The sequence below is a fragment of the Prosthecobacter sp. genome (assembly GCF_046154365.1).
In the GTDB taxonomy this organism is placed as follows: domain Bacteria; phylum Verrucomicrobiota; class Verrucomicrobiia; order Verrucomicrobiales; family Verrucomicrobiaceae; genus Prosthecobacter.
This window is the reverse complement of record NZ_JBJXFV010000233.1, coordinates 1-16,315: the sequence shown is the minus strand read 5'-3', so window position 1 is coordinate 16,315 and position 16,315 is coordinate 1. Positions and strand designations below refer to the sequence as shown.

Here is a 16,315-nt window from a genome sequence, read left to right as displayed (position 1 = left end):
GCCACCCGCGTAGCGGCTGGCGCCAGCCTGCCGCCCTCAACTGCGAACCGCGAACTTCAAAAGCAATGAATACCCTGCGCCAGCCGCTCTTCCGCGAAGCCACCACCGCCCTGCTGGTGGCGCTGCTGCTGCTCCAGTCCGCCACCGCCGTGGCTCCCGGCCCGGCGTGGTGGGGCAGTCAAAGTGTGGTCGATCCTTACGCCCTTCCGGACGACTTTGCCGTGGCAAACGCGGGCCAGCTCAAATATCTGGCCGCGAAAGCGGCGGCGGCGATGGATGCGGAACTGCCCGGCGGCGCAGGCACGGCCATCGATAACTTGATCGAGCCCTGGGGGGACACGCTCGCGACGGCGGCGAAGCCGGACAACGGACTGGCGATCAACCACGGCCAGCTCAAGCAGGTAGCCGCGCCGTTTTATGAGCGGCTGGGCCTGCCTTATCCCTGGGCGGGCAGTTCCGGTGTGCGGGATGACTACCAGCTCGTGAACCTGGGCCAGTTGAAGCATGTGTTTGCCTTTGAGCTGAAGTATCGCGGCCCGGGCAGTCTGGCGCAGATTCCTGACGCCATGCTGGCGGCAGCGCAGGCGCAGTGGAGTGCGCTGCCGGAGGCGGGGCGGCCGGAGGGTTCCACGCCGGATGATTTGGATGGCGACGGCATCAGCAACCTGCAAGAATACCTCATGCACCCGACGCTGCCGTTATTCGACCCCGACGATCTCGACGGCGACCGCATCCGCGACAGCATCGAGGGCCAGCCGCAGTATCAGGGCATCCTGAGCAAGCTGAACTTTGCCGACGCGGTATGGGACCAGGAAGCGGGTGGAGCGGCGGCGTACTATGATCTGGACTGGAACGTGTACTATCAGGGGGACGGCGTGATGAACTACGAGGAGGTGCGGCTGGGGTTGGACCTCGCCGCATCCACCACCAGCACGCGAACGGATGGACTGACGGACACGGAGGTGCTGGTCTGGACGCTGAATGCCGGCGCCCCTCTGACGCCAGACACGGACACGGATGCCGTGCGGTTGTTTTGGGAGACGATCAATACGGGCTGGCTGGCTGCCAACTCGCTGGACACTCATTTGGAGTGGCTGGATGATGGCGATGCCAACAACGACAACGTGCCCGACGGGCTGGCGACCTTCCGCACTTATGTGTGCGATCCCCTCCAGTATCTCGGCTGGCTCAACCCGGACGCATGGACCATCGAAAACCCGCCGCTGGCCTATGACGGGGACGGGAACCTCATCGACGTCGATGGCGATGGCACGAGTGATGTGGACCGCGACGGCGACGGCCTGCCGGACCTGTGGGAATACCGTTACGAGCTGAATCTGCGTGATGCAGAGGACGCCGGGACCGACCCGGACGGAGATGAACTGGTCAACAGCGAAGAATACGCGGCGGGGACGAACCCGCGCCTGGCTGACAGCGACGGGGATGGCTTTGAGGACGGCGTGGAACTGACGCAGGGCGGTGATCCGCTGGACGGGGCGGTGGGCCTGCCGCTGGTGCTGGCGCTGCTCTCCAGCGGCAATCACTATGTGAGCAGCGGCGGTGCCTCGGCCCCGCTGGCGGTGCGGGTGACGCAGGGCGGGCAGCCGGTGCTCGGAGTGCAGGTGGAGTTCACGTTGATCACGGGCGGGGGGCTGCTGCGCAGCGGCGCGGCGGCGGCCAGCACCGGCGTGCAGGTGACGATGACCACCGGCTCGGGCGGCATCGCTAGCGCAAGTTATCTGGCGGCGGTCGTGCCCGGCAGCGCCGGGGTGGCGGCCACGCTGGCCGGCGGCAGCCAGAGCGTGAGTTTTAACCTCCACATACTCGCAGGCTCGATGGTGGCCGGGAGCGGGTCTCCCGCCCGCCCCTGGGGTGGTGCGGCCGCGCCGCCCCCGCCTGCGCCCGACGCGGATGGTGACGGCATCCCCGACGCCTGGGAAATCAAGCATGGCCTCGACCCGCTCTCCTCCAATGCCAGTTGGGACCATGACCAGGATGGCTTCACGGACGTGGAAGAATATCGGCTTGGCAGTGACCTGTTTGATTTCGACAGCCGCCCCCTGCCGTCCATCGAAGTTCGAGAAAAGAATTATATCAGTCATTACGACAAATGGACCCAAGACTCAAACAACGCCGTGCTGACAACCTATTACGGAGCAGCCGGCCTCTATGGCGGCGAAACCTACTTGTACGTTTCCGGTTTCGACGGCTCCTTCCCGATCATCGACAGCGCTGATCGGTCGCAAGAAATGCGCACCGCCTTTGAGAACGGCGGTTATGACGAACTGAACCCTGACAGCGGCTGGCCCTATGTCTTTGTGGCCGAGTCTAGCTATGCCACCTCCACTGCCTACACGATTGGCAACCTGGACGGGCCGTCCGGGCACAAGGGCGCAGGCGGGACCGCGATGGAGCTGCGCCTCATGCCCCCGACGATCACGAATGCGCCAGCCGAAGACTGGAGCCGCAGCTACCTGGTGGTGGAATACAGCGGCTCCAAAGAGGAATATGCCGGTTATTGGAGCCTGCCGCTCAACAAGGTGCTGGGCAGCGTGAACTTCAGCCGCACGGCCAACGGTACCAAGAGCGTGACGTTCTCAGGCACGGCTGCAGGCCAGGTCAAAATCACCGGCAACGACCGCGTCGAAATCATCCCGCGCGAGGAAATGGGCCAGTCGATCAGGATTGGCCTGGTTGCTATCGAGTTCGCTGTTCCTGAAGTTCCTGTGGTTTATGCAGACCAGCCTCCGCCCGTACCCGCAACAGAACCGCTGGCCGAAGGCGGCGGGGCAACGGTGGGTGGCACAGTTGACCTTTATAATGCCACCAATGCCGTGTTTACTGAGGGCAGTTTCAATCCTGTCAGCGAGTTGAAAATTGCCAAACTCAGCAATACTAATCCCAGCAGCGTCATCATGCGCCACGCGAATCAAGTCACAGCGCTTGGGGCAGAGCCATGGGTTGGTACTCTCGACATTAAAAGCGAACCGGATCAGTTCGTGGTACGTCTGCCGCAGTGCCCCACTGTTCCTGGAAAATTCACTGTGCTATTGGAAACCAAGGACTTGGATCCGGTAGATCCATTTTACATACGAAACGATGAAGCCACAGAGATTCCGCTGCACTCTTACAACGATGGAGCCAAGTATGGCTACGGAACACGCCCTCAAATCCTGGTCGCCCACAAGGCTGACGACGATTACCCGGCTGGAAAAGAAAACTATATTTCATCGCCGACTTCTTCGCAGTTGTTTGGCAGTGATGAGGTGAACCAGACTGACAACCACCTCACGACGGCCAGCGACCGCACTCACTTGGCGGCGCTTGGGAGCAGGATTAAAATCAAGGCGTTGAAATATTACCCCCTAGACCCGCTGAAAGAGATCCCATCCCGTGATCCTCAGCTCGAGATTGCAGTGAAGGCACCACACACCATAACCGTGAAGATCTATGCCTTCGCAGATTCTGGCGTGGTCAACGGCACCGCCTTCGGCGGCAGGATATGGAATGATCTGCAAGTGGCGCGGGACGTGTTCGCCCAGGTCGGCGTGCGGATCAAGCTGGCGGCGGGGTTTCCGAAGGTTGTACCACTGCCTTCGAGTATGACGGATTCGGCCGTCAGGGCGCACGAATTTGTGGCGAATAACGCTGACAAGGAAACACGGAAACGCATCGTTGGCACCCCCTCGGTAGAAGGAAAAAAGCTGATCGAGGCCTGCGACCGGCTGCCGTCCGAGTTCAGCATCGTGTACTGCAAGCAAGTTTTGGACAACAAAGGTGAACCCCAATACGGTGGTTATGCCTATCCACCATCCTCCTGCACGGCTGCCAATTTGGGCAACACGGCCTTTGTGGCAGGCTTTGATAAGAACGGCTCTCCTGGCAACGACGGCATGCTCATGGTGCTGGCCCATGAGCTGGGGCATCTGCTGACCAACGAGGGGCATTTTGGTGTGAACTACCCGCGTCGCAAAGACAAGGACGAGACGCTCATCCCGCTGGACGGATGGCGAATCTATAACAACCTGATGCGCGCGGGAGATGGCAGCCGCCGACCTGAGATTGGCGCGAGTTGCCGCATCGACGCGCAGTATCAAGAAAGTAAAATCATTGAGACCGTGGGGAAGAAATAACCATGAAAACGCTCCTGGGATTCAAATATGGAAGCATGCTGGCTGGCTGTTGCAGCCTTTTGCTTCTAAGTTCCGCCGCCAGCGGACAGACACCGCTGCCGGCCCCCATGCGGCCGGAGGTGCAGGCGTTGCTAGATGCCTATCAAACCGATGCCCCATGGGCGGATGTGAACGCCTGGACCAAAGCCCAACAAGAACTGACCACCCGACCGGACATCAAGCCGGACCTGCTCCGGCAACTTCAGCGTGAGTATTTTATCGCCAAACAAACTCCCGGTGCATCGATCAGCTTTTCAGCCTTGGGTGCTTTGGCATTGAGAAAGGATCTAAACCCTGCCGAGCAAAAGATCATTGCCGACGAGTTGGAACGGTTGGTGTCGGCTGGGGATAACAAATACTTTGTCAATGGGGGAATCAACCTCTTGAGTCATTACCCAACCCCTGAGCACGAAGATCTCGTCCTCCGGTTCTTGGAGCGTGATGACCGGCAAGTGCATACCCTTTTGTCGGCCTTTAGAACTTTGTCCGCCATTGGCGGCGGTAAATCATTGGAAACCATGCGTCAGATGGCCGCACGTCTCCAAGCTAAAAATCAGGAGTACTGGTTTTTGAAGGAGCTGAACGGGCATGTGACAGCCTTGGAAACCCGGCTGAAGCAGGAAGCAGCCACAGGCCGGACCCAAGCCGCGACTGCTTCTCTTCCGACGCCAAAGCCAGCGCCGTCAACCACGACCACCGTCTCGCCTGAGCCACCAGTTAGCACGACGGACTGGCGTATGTGGTTGGGCTTGCTCGGCGGATTGATCTTGGTCATCGCCCTGGCTTGTCGAGCATTCCGCAAACGTTGAAAAGATGCCAGAAAAGATGCCAGGCATTATGTGAGCGGATGTATATCCATCGCTTTATTACTACTTTCCAGAAACCAGCTTGCATCGCGTTAAAATAATAGGCGAAGGAGACACGGCCTACGCTACATTTCAGGCAAGATTAGATAATGGAGTGCATTATTTGACTCCGGAATTGTTTAATGCCTCTGAGGAGGCTGTTGGACGATTGCAGTTAAAGCCACGTCCTGGAGTCTCGGATGCTGAACGTGCTCGTTTCAGAATGAAAATCCGCACAGAAGGAATCAAACAAGACCTCCAGATCCCTTATGGATATGATCATGCGAATGAACGCCTGTTAGACCGTCTCGAGTCGATGACTTCTGATAACCCTCAATTCGGGATTGGGCGCTCGCCACAGCTTGTCACACCTTCTGAATTAACTGGTGACGGCGTTGAAATATTTGATTACGCTCTGGGTCGCAACCTCACCATCCAAGAAATAATCACTCTGAGCAATGGCCAATAAAGTTTACATCATCGCGCGGGGACTTGTCGCCGGCACCAAAAATGAAAAGTCCGGAATAGATTATGTCCCAGGAGTTACGTTGCCCGTAACTTTTTGGGACTATGCCTTTGCGGGGCCAAACTCTGATGGAGGTTCAGTCTCAGCAAAAGAAGCTCTGACAAGGTATAAAGGTGAACTTCAAAGACTTAATGCAGAATGGTTCATGCCGTTCCTGGAACGGATGTCCGCTGGAGAAACAGTTTCTTTATCTGAAATCAATGCACGTCACATGGAATTGTTTGGAACAGAACTTCAAAAAAGACCGTCCCCATACCCGCCTCAATATGACGATGAAGGCCATTTGAGACCTGACGCTGAACCTCCAGCCCGCACCTGATCCCGGCAGATGCTGTGCGCTTGCAGCTTCCGTCTCGAAGCGCCCCTACTCTCGAATCCCTTGCGGAAAGAGCGCGGTATCGCTTCAAAATTAAGACCAGTTCGATCAAGGACGACATCAATGTTCCGTATGGCTATGACTATGCGAATAATCGCTGGGAAACGGGGTCAGGAAACGGGGTCAGGGTGCAACTGCTTGACAAAATAGCATGACCCGAGTGCTCCCGATGATTGGTCAGCCAGTTGCACCCTACTCGTCATCGATGCTTTCGCTCCGCCAACACTCCCAGCATTCAAGCCCACGCTAACCACGCTTCACGGCAGGTTGAATCTCCTGGCTGCCATTCGCACGCCGTGATCGACCCGCCTGCAACGCTGCGTGTAGCGCTGCGGGCAGAGGACGAGAACGAGCCGGAGGACGCGCGTCAACCACCGTCAACGGAGCTCCGCGCCCGCAACCTCATGTTCGCCACCGTTTCTCCGCTGCCGGTCTCACATTTTGCTCCTTGTGCAGACGCAGCTCCCGTCCAAGCGTGGCGGAATGTTTCTCGCCTACTACCTGCACGACCTCAGCCCGCACCTGCTCAAAATCACGGACAAGATCGCCGTGCATTGGTACGGCCTGTCGTATGTGCTTGGATTTTACCTGACTTACGTGGTCATGCGCTTTCTGGCGAAGCGTGGCCTGTCGGAGATCAAGGAGGAGGCGGTGGCGGACTTCATCACGATGGTGTCGCTGTTCGGTCTCGTGCTGGGCGGTCGTCTCGGGTACCTGCTGCTGTACAACTTCGATGAGTTCATCCGTGCGCCGTGGATTTTCTTCCTGCTGAACCAAGGCGGCATGGCGAGTCATGGCGGCATCGCAGGCACGACACTGTTTTGCGGCTGGTATGCCTGGAAGCACAAGATCTCCTGGGCCGGCATCGGCGACTCGATCGTCTGCGGCGCACCGCTGGGCGTGTTTCTGGGACGCATCGCGAACTTCATCAATGGCGAGCTGTTTGGCCGCGTGACGAACGTGCCATGGGCGGTGAAATTCCCCACCGAGCTGCTACATGAGGACTTCTACAAGCAAGGCGGCCAGCCGGGGCTGATTCCTGAAGGTTTGCAGCACAGCCCAGACATCATCGCCCACTTTGAGAAGTATCGCGGCGGCCGTGCCGAGCTGGAAAGCATCCTGCATCCGCGGCACCCCTCGCAGCTTTATGAGGCACTCGGTGAGGGCCTGCTGCTCAGCGCCATTTTGATTTTCATCCGCCTCAAGTTCCCCCGCCTGCGCCAGGGCATCGTCACCGGGCTGTTCTTCATCCTCTACGCCAGCGCCCGCATCGCGCTGGAGTATGTGCGGCAGCCGGACAGCGGCTCGGCGATGATCCTGGGCCTGACGAAGGGCCAGTTCTTCTCCACCTTCATGTATGTGGTCGGCGGGCTGTTCATCGGCTACGGCCTGAAGTTCGGCAAATCTCCGCCCGGAGCGGCGCAGGCCCAGGGCTTACGCATGAAACAAACCGAAGAACCTGATCAATCTAATTTCCGCTCCTGAGTTGGTTTTAGCCACAGATTCAGGGAAGCCACAGATTGCTTTCTTCTTTGGAAATCTGCGGTTTTCCTGAATCTGCGGCAATGAATCAGGCTTTCTGATCCCAGAGTTTTGGTGCGCAAGGCCTGGCGCAGGCCTGATTTTTCGCGATAAAGCACACAAAACGCGAACCCGGAGGCGTTAGTCGGGTTGAACACCTGCCCCCGCATGGAACCCGCCTTCGACTGGAAACGAACCTTTGAGCAAATCGCCCCGCAGCTCGTGCTGTATGCGCGTCAGCTCGTGGACTCGAAGGCCGACGCTGAAGACGTCGTCCAATTGGCCTTCGTGCGCTGGTGGCGGCGGTTTCCGGATGGCGACCACAATCACATCCCTCTGCTCTACGCCGCCGTCCGCACCATCGCCCTTGATCAACGCCGCTCCGACCACCGCCGGGTGAACCGCGAGGCCAAGTCAGACCTCGTGGTGGCAGATGAAAACGCGCCCACCTTTGATCCGCTCCCCGAACAGAAAGAGACCGCCGCCATCGTCGAACAGGCGCTGCAAGCCCTGCCCGAAGATCAGCGCGAAGTCGTCACGCTCAAGCTTTGGGGCGATCTGACCTTCAATGAAATCGCCGCGCTGACCGGCAGTTCGATCAACACCATCGCCGGACGTTATCGCTACGCCATTCAGGCGCTGCACCGAAGACTCGGACACCTGCGTGCCGATCTCCTCGGTGAATCCACCTCTCCCGCCATCAACATCCTGCCATTTTCACCCCCCACCGAGGCCATCTCATGAACAACAACCTGAATGAACAAGAGCTCGAAAACCTGCTGCGCGGACTTGCCCCTGCGGCGGCATCCCCTGCCCTGGCGCAACGCGTCGATGAAGAGCTGAAGCTCGACATGAGCTGGCTCAGCACCAGCCATCGCAAACCCCGGCCCCTGCCACGCTGGCTCATGTCAGCAGGCTGGGCCGCCATGGGCGCCGCCGCCGCCATCGCGGTGATGAGCTATCTGCCGCAGCAGCATGGCCAAGGTGGCTCAGCCACGCTGGCCACCACGTCCGCCATGCTGCCCGTCTCCACCATTCGTGAATGGGATGACTCGAATGGCAGCGGCATCCACCGCGGCCGTGTGACCGAGAAGCGCGCCCTCGTCATCTCCCGTGAGCTCCAGACGTGGGTTGATCCCCGCTACGCGCAGATGACCGTGGAAATCCCCAGCCAGAATAGACTCTTGCAGCCCGTCTCCTTCCAATAACCCATCATCTCCAAGTCCCAACCCCACCATGAAACTCCCACCCGCGTTTTTCATCGCATTGCACATGATGGACGGCGCAGGCAACGGCACCCGCATCGAGGTGCGCCCCGGTCCCGGCGGTGGTGAAAACCCGTCACGCCACCCCGCACCACGTGAGGGCGGCAACAATATCAGCCAGCCCCCTCCTCAAGGCCGCAGTACATCCGCATAGCCCGATGCAACTGACAAAAAAGCGGCGATGACTCCACTGAGCCATCGCCGCTGTCGTTTTTGAGGATGTTGTCGGTTACTTCGCCGCGAGCGCCGATTTGATGGCTTCCACGACTTCAGGAGCATCGGGTTTCACGCCGGGCTCAAAGCGCTTCAAGATCTTGCCATCCTTGCCGACGAGGAACTTGCCGAAGTTCCACTTCACATCGCCAGGGAACGGCGACTGCGGGCCGCTGAGCACCTGATAGAGCGGATGCTGCTCCGGGCCTTTGACCACGACCTTGTCGAACATCGGGAAGGTCACTTTGTACTTCGTGGAGCAGAATTCCTTGATCTCCTCATTCGTTCCAGGCTCCTGCTTGCCAAAGTCATTGCTCGGGAAGCCCAGCACGGCCAGACCGGCTTTCTGGAACTCCTGATTGAGCGCTTCGAGCTGCGTGTACTGCGGCGTCTTGCCACACTTCGAGGCGACGTTCACGATGAGCAGCACTTTGCCTTGGTAAGCCTTCAGGGAGGTGTCTTTGCCGTCGATGTCTTTCAGCGGCACGTCGTAAACAGATTTTGGAGCGTCGGCGGCACTGAGTGCGGCCGCAGCGAGGAGGGTGGTGGCGAGGGTAAGCAGTTTCATGGGACAGCATCAACGCTCATCACCCCACTGCTATTTCGCAGACCTTCTTGAGTTGGTGAGCATTCGGAGCGCACATTCGGAGCGCACCTCGTTACCCGGTGCCTCTGTGGTTCACCTTCTGCATGGTTACGGCTTAGCCGTAACGATGCAGTCAAAGGCAGTGGACGAAGACAGACTCAAACACCCGCAGGTGAAGGCTCGCGGCAGCGTCCTGGAGTGCGCCAGTCCTCTGGCGCTTTCAAGCGTCCCCGGGCCTGCGGAAAGCTCCAGAGGGCTGGAGCACTCCAGGACGCTGCCGCGCTCAGCGCAAACCCAACTGCATGGTTACGGCTTAGCACGCTGCCGTCGGATCCATGCGCTGCTGAATCTCCGCCGGGCTGAGTTTTTCGAGGATGTGCTGGAGCATCCACTCATGGCCGAAAGGATCGCGCACGCTGCCGCTGCGAAAGCCGTAGAACTGGTTCGCCGCCGGGCGCAGCAGCGTGGCACCTACCGCCACCGCCTTCTCGATGGCTGCGTCTGCATCCGCAACGATGAGGCAGAAGGTGACGGCTGTGCCGCCGAGTGTGGCGGGTGATTTATTCATGCCGGGAAACTCGTCCGCGAGCATGAAGTGCGTGCCGTTAATCATCAGCTCGCAGTGGCCGATTTTGTCGCCCATCTTCATGTGGTAGAGTTCGGTGGCACCAAAGGCGGCCTGGTAGAAGGCGATGGCCTTTGCGGCATCGCCGACGGCGAGATACGGACTGACGGGTGGGTAGTCGATGGGCGTGTTCATGGTGGGATCAGGGTTTGATGAAAGGCCGACGTGAGCGCTGCGAGCGAAGGTGGGCTGGACAAATGCGCGAGCACAAAACGCGTGATGAAGCCGCGTTGTACCTCGGTGAGGTATTCAACGGGCGATTTTCCATGCACGCGGGCAAGCAGGAGGCAGAGCAGCAGGCGCACGGTGTGTTCTTCAATGTCATGATCGCATGCAGCGGTGTAAGCGGACCAGAACGCGGGGACAAGTGCGATGGCGAGGGGATGCAGCAGCGCCTTCAAATGCAGGTGCGTGAGCAGAAAGGCGGTGTCGAAGGCGGGATCGCCAAACCAGGCGCATTCGGCATCCAGCACGATGAGGCGCTGCGGGCCGATGAGGAGGTTTTTCGGACTGTAGTCGCCGTGGACGAGCGCGAGTTTGGTTTTGGCAAGGCGTGCGGCCTCAGCGCGGAGAATGTCGGCGGCTTCGGGGACGCGAGCAGCAGTGGTGAGAAGATACGGTTCGATGCGGAGGGCGTGGAAGTTGGGCAGCGTGTCGAATCGCGTGCGTGCGGCTTCATCGAGCCAAGACACGGCGTGCAGGCGTCCCAAGACCGTGCCAGCGAGCTGCGCGGTGCTCTCATCGACATCGCCGGTGAGAAGAGCCGATTTCCAGTTCGGCATGTCGCCGAGGTATTCCATGGCGAACCAGCCAGCGCCGCCGCCGAGGATGCGCGGGACGGATTCCGGAATGATCGGGGCGGCGTATTCGAAGAAGTCCTGCTCCACGCGATTGCGCGAGACATCGGCGAACCAGTCGTCTTTGACACGGAGCTTCTCCAAGGCCGTTTTGACGACGAGCGGGGCGTTGTCGGACTCCACGAGCACGATGTCGCTCGACACACCGCCGGTGAGTGGTGTGACCCGCACCGCACCAGCGGTCAAACCTGCGGTTTGTAGATGCGGGAGAATTTCGGCGGTAGTCACGGGGCGCTACTTGGCCTGCTGCTTTGCCAGCTCTGTGAGAAAGGCTTTCTCGCGGTCAGCGACGTAGCGGTGGTAGCCTTCGGGGTCGATGAAGGGATTGGTGCCGCCAGCGATGAGGAATCGGGCATGCTTGGCATTCATGTCGTAGTAACCGCCGTGGGCACCGAGGAAGAGATCGACGGGTTGCGCTTTGAGGAAGCGGAAGGTGTGCTCGTAGTCGGTGGCGATGGCGGGGTAGTCGTTGTTGCCGACGAGAATGTAGCCGGGGTTCACGTTCGGACTGCCGATGATGACGGCGTTGAGTCCATCGACCTTCATCGTCCAGGTGGTGCAGCCGCGTGTGTGGCCGGGCGTGAGGTTCGCGATGAGTGTGCTGCCGCCGAGTTTGACTTCATCGCCGTCTTTGAGTCGGCGATCCACTTTGGCGGGCGTGAACTGCGTGTAGTCGGCTTTGAGGCGGGATTTTTTCGCTCCGCCGCTCTCCACGGCATCGGCATCCTGCTCCATGACGAAATACTGCGCTTTCGTCTGCTGAATGATCGTCGCACTGCCAGCGCAATGATCGGAGTGCGCGTGGCTGATGAGCAGAATCTTCACGTCGGTGAATTTGAAGCCGAGTTTCTCGATGCTGTCGCGAATGAGCGGCACGGACTCTTCAAAACTGCTGTTGATGAGGATGTGGCCCTCCGGCGTGGCGATGAGATACGACGCGAGGTCTTTCGATCCGACGTAATAGAGGTTCCCGGCGATCTTGTGCGGCGGGAAGGGCTCCATCCATGCCGAGGGCTGCTCTGCGAATGCGACGGAAGTGAATAGGAGGCTGAAAATGAGCGGTTTCATGATGGAAGCAGTCTGCGGTGAGGTACTGCTCAAACGCTGTTCTTTCCTGCCATCCTGCATGTCAGGTAGCCATCGAACTCGGCGACATTCTTTCCCGGAGGGTCATCGGCTACATTGTTCTCAGTTCATGAACATCACCTTTGACTCACGCGCCCGTTACCACGCCATCGATCTCAAGATCAAGACGACTTCACCGTCGTGTGAGGCTTGTTCGCGGTCACTTTGCGAGAACGCCGCCGTGGAAGCACGACGGCGTGGCGGTTGCCAAGAACGCCGGTGAAAAATTCTTCGGCGGCAAACTGTTCCTTCATGCGGGCGACGAGTTCGGCTTTTTCGGCGGGTGTGAGCAGGTGCAAGGGCTTCTTCATGCGGCGAGGATAGAGGCGGCTGTTGCCGCATCAAGGGTTTTTCCGTTCCGCTTCGATCTCAGCGGCAAACTTGGCGATCTCATCAGGCTGAATGGCAAATTGATCTCCCACATCGCGATGCAGATGCCGCTGGTAAAAGGGTGCCGAGTCCTGCGTGGCTTCACCCCACACCAAGGAGCATCCGAGATCTTGAGCGATGTTGCACAAGGCCTGGAGAACTCGAATGCCGACGCCTTTCACATTCAACACACGACCCGAGATGCGCGGGTGAACGTAGAGGAAGTCGATCATCAGGTTGTGACGCCAGGTGCGCCGCACCATGGCACCGCCCAGGCTGCCTTGAAACCAGTCAGCGGATATTTTGAGATGAAAGCAGAACTCGCCACTCGGCTGTTTCGCAATCATCCGCCTCAATTCGCCAAGCGTGAGCGCGACGGCGGAGGTGTCGCGGTAGTGCCGCCAGCGTTTGGCGGCGAGCAAGGCAAACTCGCAGGCATCAGCGGCACGAGCGCGCATGACTGGATCGGCATCCAGCTCTGAGGGCACGCGCCAGCGCGTAGCAGACATGATGTCGGCATTGTCCGCAAACTCCAGGGTGGCAATGGCCGGCTCGTCATCACGAAAGATGGCGAAGGAGATGGGGACTGGTGGCGGCTTGGCGGGCATCGTGTGCAATGGTAGCGTGATTGCCGCCTCAGTACGTTTTGCCTTCAGGAATCACAGGCGCACCGGCGGTTTCGTTGAGGATGGAGTCGAAGTCGGCGGCGCAGGCGGTGAAGTGGGCGTGGACGGCACCGAACTCGCTGCCGTGGACGATGAATTGAGCGCCGAGGTCGATGATCGCTTTGGCATCGGCAGCAGTGCCGACAGGGCGGCCCCAGGCTTTGCCGTGCGTGCGACATGCGGCGGCGATTTGCTTCTGCACGTCCATCATGACGGGATCGTTCACGGCGGGGGAGCAACCGAGACGCAGGGACATGTCGCCGGGGCCGAGGAAGAGGATGTCCACGCCGGGAACAGCGGCGATGGCTTCAGCGTTTTCGAGAGCTTGCGGTGTTTCAATTTGGACGGTGAGAAAGGTCTCGCGGTTTGCTTGATCGGTGTAGTCGGCGGGTTTGCCAATCCAGTAGTCGGCATCGCGTCCGCCGCCGCAGAAGCCGCGATCACCGAGTGGGGGAAATTTGATCGCGTTGACGAGAGCGCGGGCTTCTTCGGCGGTGCTGACGTGGGGAATCATGAGGCCGGCCGCACCGTCTTCGAGGAGGCGGTAGAGGCCGTTTTTTTCCTTGGTGGGCGGACGCCACATGCAGTCGATGTCGGCGGCGTGATGACGCCCGAGCATGGTTTCGATTTCACGGGCTTCCCACGCACGGTGCTCGCCATCGAGCCAGATGCCGTCGTAGTGGAAGTGGGCGGCCATGGCCGGGAAGAAGGCGATGGGTGAGCCGCAGCAGCAGATGCGGGCGACTTTGCCAGCGCGGAGCTTGGCGAGGATTTTAGATTTTCGCATGAGGAGGAAGGATAGGATTGAAAAATTACCACTCGCCTGCGCGGCTGAACCTGGCTTTCACGTTGGCGCTGAACTGGGTGATGGAGGCTTCGAGATTGGCGAGGAGTTCATCGTTGCTGCGTCCGGCACTGTCACGAGCGGCGGGGATGACGGTGTTGCATTCGTTGCTGTCCATGAAGCGGGCGGCTTCGAGCAGTTTGGACTGATCTTCGGGCGGAATGACGAGGAAGCCGTGCTTGTCGGCGTGGATGAGATCGCCCGGGCTGACTTTGCGACCAAAGACTTCCACCTCGCAGTTCCAGCGCACGGGATGCACATGCGCATGACCGACGCAGAGGCGGCGGGCGAGGGCTTTGAAGCCGGCGTTGGTCATTTCATCGAGATCGCGGATGGCACCGTCAGTGATGGTGCCGACGCAGCCGAGGGCGCGGAACATGTTCGCGCTGACTTCACCCCAGGCGGAGCCGAGGACGCGCGGCTTGTCGAGATCTTGCACGACCACGATCTTCGGGCCGGGAATGCTGGCGATGTAGCGGCGGAATTCTTCTCCGGCTCCTGGGTTGGTTTTTCGATGCTCAGCGTTGCCGGGCTCGATGACCAACGTGACCGCGTAGCCGACCATCGGGCCCATCTGCGGCATGAAATCGCGTGTCTCCTCGATGTTGAAAGCGTCGGCTCCAGGGTTGTGCTGCGTGATCTGCTCCCAGCCGTTGTAGATCGTGGGTGTGTTCCAACGTTTGAGCTGGAGCAGGTCGTTGTGGGGAAGGCGGCGTGAGGATGTCATGAGTGAGGCTTCATGCACGTCGCGGCGGCAGTGGATCATTCGCTGAACGCAGAAAATCGGCTACCACACCGTCCAACCACCATCCACAGCCAGATTTTGGCCGGTGATGAAGGATGCGGCATCGCTGAGCAGGAAGGTGACAGAGCCAGCGATCTCATCCGCCTGCCCGACGCGGCGCAGCGGCACTTTTTGCGCGAGGCGTTCGATGAACTCCGGCTTCTCCTGCTGGAGCGATGGATTCGGGAAAGGACCGGGCGAGATACTGTTGCAGCGCACGCCTTGCGGTCCCCAATGAACGGCCAGGTAGCGTGCCATCTGCTGGATGCCCGCCTTGCCGACACCGTACTCGATGGGATTCGGATTCATCGGGGCCGCGTAAACCGAGGGATCGGGTGAGACACTGCCATACATGCTCGAAAACAGCACGATGCTGCCCCTACCCTGCTCCGCCATGCGCTGACCGACAGCCCGTGCGAGTGCGAAGGTGGCGGTGAGATTGCCGTGGTTTGCATGATCGAAGTCTTCCACGCTGAGATCGTCGAAGTGCTTCGCCGTCGAGGCGTAGGTCATCACCACCAGGCCGTGCGGCACGCCGCGCACGGCGATTTGATCCTGCACAAACTGCTCCACAGCCGTGGTATCGGCTGCATTGAGTGATGCGGCGGTCACGGCGGCCTGCAATCCGGCTGTTTCGATCATCGCTGCCGCTCGGCCTTCGAGATCAACACACAGCACCCGTGCCTGCATAGCGACGAGTTGTTTCACCACGGACTGACCGAGGTAGCCCGCGCCGCCGAAGACCCAGATGTCATGCTGATTGAGAGAAAACACGGAAGGAATCATGCCCAACCAACGCCCGAGACTGGCGTCATCCCGCACAAAAATGTCAGCGCCCGGTTAAAACGGCAGCGCTGATTCATCGAAACCGATTTCAATCGCTGATGTGACGGTAATGAAACACTGATTTACACCGCAGAGTCAGGAACGCCGCAGAGAATGGCCTTCTGCATCAAGTCTCTGCGGCGTTCCAATCTCTGCGGTGTGGCTTCAACCCGCATCGTATCAGCGGTTAAAGGCTGTCTTTCGACAAATGCGGCCACAGGCTACTTCGCCACTTCCTTCTTTTTCACCGTGTATTTGCCCGGTGATTTGGCGAAGGTCTGCATGCAGTCGGTGCAGCAGAAAGCGACGAAGCCTTCGTCGGTCTTCACGCGGTAAATGGGCCGTGCGGGTTTATCATCCACCGGGCAGATGTCGTTGATCGGCCAGGCGGCGAAGACGGTGGCGGTCATGGCCAAGCTGAGGAGGAGCGGAGCGAGTAGTGTTTTCATGGGTGCAATTAGATTGGAGTTCAGTGCGCGTTACCTCATCAACGCAGCATCACCGCCGTCTCATAGGCCATCGCAACGCATGCCCATGGATGCGCAAGGCAGGCACAATGCGGGAGCATTTCCGGGGAGGCGGGAGAGTTTCTAGCCTCAATGCCGTTAAGCAATAATGACGCCCCTATTCCCAGGTGCAAATCTGGCCCCTCACCCCGACCCTCTCCCCGGAAAGAAAGCCAAACGCAAAACAAGTCTCTCGCCGGGGAGAGGGAGC

At 59.5% G+C, this 16,315-nt stretch carries 18 protein-coding genes; 8 read left to right on the top strand and 10 right to left on the bottom strand.

The window, feature by feature from the left end; all coding sequences use genetic code 11:
* The first annotated feature begins 65 nt into the window (after positions 1 to 65).
* The 8 genes from ACKVY0_RS29435 (at position 66) to ACKVY0_RS29400 (ending at position 8,859) form a co-directional block, all read left to right on the top strand.
* Positions 66 to 4,133: a hypothetical protein gene (locus ACKVY0_RS29435; protein WP_409218460.1), complete on the top strand. Its 4,068-nt coding sequence runs from the start codon at positions 66 to 68 to the stop codon at positions 4,131 to 4,133.
* A gap of 2 nt (positions 4,134 to 4,135) precedes the next feature.
* Entirely contained in the window at positions 4,136 to 4,981 is an 846-nt protein-coding gene (locus tag ACKVY0_RS29430; protein WP_409218459.1) for a hypothetical protein, read from the top strand.
* 79 nt (positions 4,982 to 5,060) lie between these two features.
* Positions 5,061 to 5,486: a hypothetical protein gene (locus ACKVY0_RS29425; RefSeq protein ID WP_409218458.1), complete on the top strand. Its 426-nt coding sequence runs from the start codon at positions 5,061 to 5,063 to the stop codon at positions 5,484 to 5,486.
* On the top strand, positions 5,476 to 5,862 hold the full coding sequence (locus ACKVY0_RS29420; protein WP_409218457.1) for a hypothetical protein: 387 nt from the start codon (positions 5,476 to 5,478) through the stop codon (positions 5,860 to 5,862). The genes ACKVY0_RS29425 and ACKVY0_RS29420 overlap by 11 nt, the downstream gene beginning before the upstream one ends.
* 507 nt (positions 5,863 to 6,369) lie before the next feature.
* Complete coding sequence (gene lgt / locus ACKVY0_RS29415) at positions 6,370 to 7,404, top strand: prolipoprotein diacylglyceryl transferase (protein ID WP_409218456.1); 1,035 nt, start codon at positions 6,370 to 6,372, stop codon at positions 7,402 to 7,404.
* A 204-nt stretch (positions 7,405 to 7,608) separates the two neighbouring features.
* Positions 7,609 to 8,184 carry an RNA polymerase sigma factor gene (locus tag ACKVY0_RS29410; protein WP_409218455.1) on the top strand — a complete coding sequence of 192 codons (576 nt, stop codon included), beginning with the start codon at positions 7,609 to 7,611 and terminating at the stop codon, positions 8,182 to 8,184.
* Positions 8,181 to 8,648 (top strand): hypothetical protein, encoded by a 468-nt coding sequence (locus ACKVY0_RS29405; RefSeq protein WP_409218454.1) that lies wholly within the window; start codon positions 8,181 to 8,183, stop codon positions 8,646 to 8,648. The genes ACKVY0_RS29410 and ACKVY0_RS29405 overlap by 4 nt, the downstream gene beginning before the upstream one ends.
* A 28-nt stretch (positions 8,649 to 8,676) precedes the next feature.
* Positions 8,677 to 8,859: a hypothetical protein gene (locus ACKVY0_RS29400; protein WP_409218453.1), complete on the top strand. Its 183-nt coding sequence runs from the start codon at positions 8,677 to 8,679 to the stop codon at positions 8,857 to 8,859.
* A 75-nt stretch (positions 8,860 to 8,934) separates the two neighbouring features.
* Here ACKVY0_RS29400 and ACKVY0_RS29395 read toward each other — a convergent pair whose 3' ends face one another.
* From ACKVY0_RS29395 to ACKVY0_RS29350, 10 genes are all read right to left on the bottom strand, one after another.
* Positions 8,935 to 9,486 (bottom strand): glutathione peroxidase, encoded by a 552-nt coding sequence (locus ACKVY0_RS29395; RefSeq protein WP_409218452.1) that lies wholly within the window; start codon positions 9,484 to 9,486, stop codon positions 8,935 to 8,937.
* 331 nt (positions 9,487 to 9,817) lie between these two features.
* The gene (locus ACKVY0_RS29390; protein WP_409218451.1) at positions 9,818 to 10,264 is read right to left on the bottom strand and encodes a VOC family protein; all 447 of its coding nucleotides are present in this window, start codon (positions 10,262 to 10,264) and stop codon (positions 9,818 to 9,820) included.
* A complete protein-coding gene (locus ACKVY0_RS29385) occupies positions 10,261 to 11,214 on the bottom strand; it encodes a phosphotransferase family protein (protein ID WP_409218450.1) in 954 nt (317 codons plus the stop codon). The genes ACKVY0_RS29390 and ACKVY0_RS29385 overlap by 4 nt, the downstream gene beginning before the upstream one ends.
* 6 nt (positions 11,215 to 11,220) lie before the next feature.
* Positions 11,221 to 12,054: a subclass B3 metallo-beta-lactamase gene (gene bla, locus ACKVY0_RS29380; RefSeq protein ID WP_409218449.1), complete on the bottom strand. Its 834-nt coding sequence runs from the start codon at positions 12,052 to 12,054 to the stop codon at positions 11,221 to 11,223.
* Positions 12,055 to 12,233: 179 nt separating this feature from the next.
* Entirely contained in the window at positions 12,234 to 12,422 is a 189-nt protein-coding gene (locus ACKVY0_RS29375; protein ID WP_409218448.1) for a hypothetical protein, read from the bottom strand.
* Between the two features lie 30 nt (positions 12,423 to 12,452).
* Positions 12,453 to 13,088 carry a hypothetical protein gene (locus tag ACKVY0_RS29370; RefSeq protein WP_409218447.1) on the bottom strand — a complete coding sequence of 212 codons (636 nt, stop codon included), beginning with the start codon at positions 13,086 to 13,088 and terminating at the stop codon, positions 12,453 to 12,455.
* 28 nt (positions 13,089 to 13,116) lie between these two features.
* Positions 13,117 to 13,932: an HpcH/HpaI aldolase family protein gene (locus ACKVY0_RS29365; protein ID WP_409218446.1), complete on the bottom strand. Its 816-nt coding sequence runs from the start codon at positions 13,930 to 13,932 to the stop codon at positions 13,117 to 13,119.
* Positions 13,933 to 13,957: 25 nt separating this feature from the next.
* Positions 13,958 to 14,716 carry an RraA family protein gene (locus ACKVY0_RS29360; RefSeq protein WP_409218445.1) on the bottom strand — a complete coding sequence of 253 codons (759 nt, stop codon included), beginning with the start codon at positions 14,714 to 14,716 and terminating at the stop codon, positions 13,958 to 13,960.
* Positions 14,717 to 14,776: 60 nt separating this feature from the next.
* On the bottom strand, positions 14,777 to 15,547 hold the full coding sequence (locus ACKVY0_RS29355; RefSeq protein ID WP_409218444.1) for an SDR family oxidoreductase: 771 nt from the start codon (positions 15,545 to 15,547) through the stop codon (positions 14,777 to 14,779).
* Positions 15,548 to 15,819: 272 nt separating this feature from the next.
* Entirely contained in the window at positions 15,820 to 16,047 is a 228-nt protein-coding gene (locus tag ACKVY0_RS29350) for a hypothetical protein (RefSeq protein WP_409218443.1), read from the bottom strand.
* Between the last annotated feature and the right edge of the window lie 268 nt (positions 16,048 to 16,315).

Excerpts from the sequence above, each read along its gene's own strand:
- ACKVY0_RS29400 (WP_409218453.1), top strand. The coding sequence starts at position 8,677 with ATGAAACTCCCACCCGCGTTTTTCATCGCATTGCACATGATGGACGGC.
- ACKVY0_RS29420 (WP_409218457.1), top strand. The coding sequence starts at position 5,476 with ATGGCCAATAAAGTTTACATCATCGCGCGGGGACTTGTCGCCGGCACC.
- ACKVY0_RS29405 (WP_409218454.1), top strand. The coding sequence starts at position 8,181 with ATGAACAACAACCTGAATGAACAAGAGCTCGAAAACCTGCTGCGCGGA.
- ACKVY0_RS29435 (WP_409218460.1), top strand. The coding sequence starts at position 66 with ATGAATACCCTGCGCCAGCCGCTCTTCCGCGAAGCCACCACCGCCCTG.
- ACKVY0_RS29410 (WP_409218455.1), top strand. The coding sequence starts at position 7,609 with ATGGAACCCGCCTTCGACTGGAAACGAACCTTTGAGCAAATCGCCCCG.
- ACKVY0_RS29430 (WP_409218459.1), top strand. The coding sequence starts at position 4,136 with ATGAAAACGCTCCTGGGATTCAAATATGGAAGCATGCTGGCTGGCTGT.
- ACKVY0_RS29375 (WP_409218448.1), bottom strand. The coding sequence starts at position 12,422 with ATGAAGAAGCCCTTGCACCTGCTCACACCCGCCGAAAAAGCCGAACTC.
- ACKVY0_RS29365 (WP_409218446.1), bottom strand. The coding sequence starts at position 13,932 with ATGCGAAAATCTAAAATCCTCGCCAAGCTCCGCGCTGGCAAAGTCGCC.
- ACKVY0_RS29370 (WP_409218447.1), bottom strand. The coding sequence starts at position 13,088 with ATGCCCGCCAAGCCGCCACCAGTCCCCATCTCCTTCGCCATCTTTCGT.
- ACKVY0_RS29350 (WP_409218443.1), bottom strand. The coding sequence starts at position 16,047 with ATGAAAACACTACTCGCTCCGCTCCTCCTCAGCTTGGCCATGACCGCC.
- ACKVY0_RS29395 (WP_409218452.1), bottom strand. The coding sequence starts at position 9,486 with ATGAAACTGCTTACCCTCGCCACCACCCTCCTCGCTGCGGCCGCACTC.
- bla (WP_409218449.1), bottom strand. The coding sequence starts at position 12,054 with ATGAAACCGCTCATTTTCAGCCTCCTATTCACTTCCGTCGCATTCGCA.
- ACKVY0_RS29360 (WP_409218445.1), bottom strand. The coding sequence starts at position 14,716 with ATGACATCCTCACGCCGCCTTCCCCACAACGACCTGCTCCAGCTCAAA.
- ACKVY0_RS29390 (WP_409218451.1), bottom strand. The coding sequence starts at position 10,264 with ATGAACACGCCCATCGACTACCCACCCGTCAGTCCGTATCTCGCCGTC.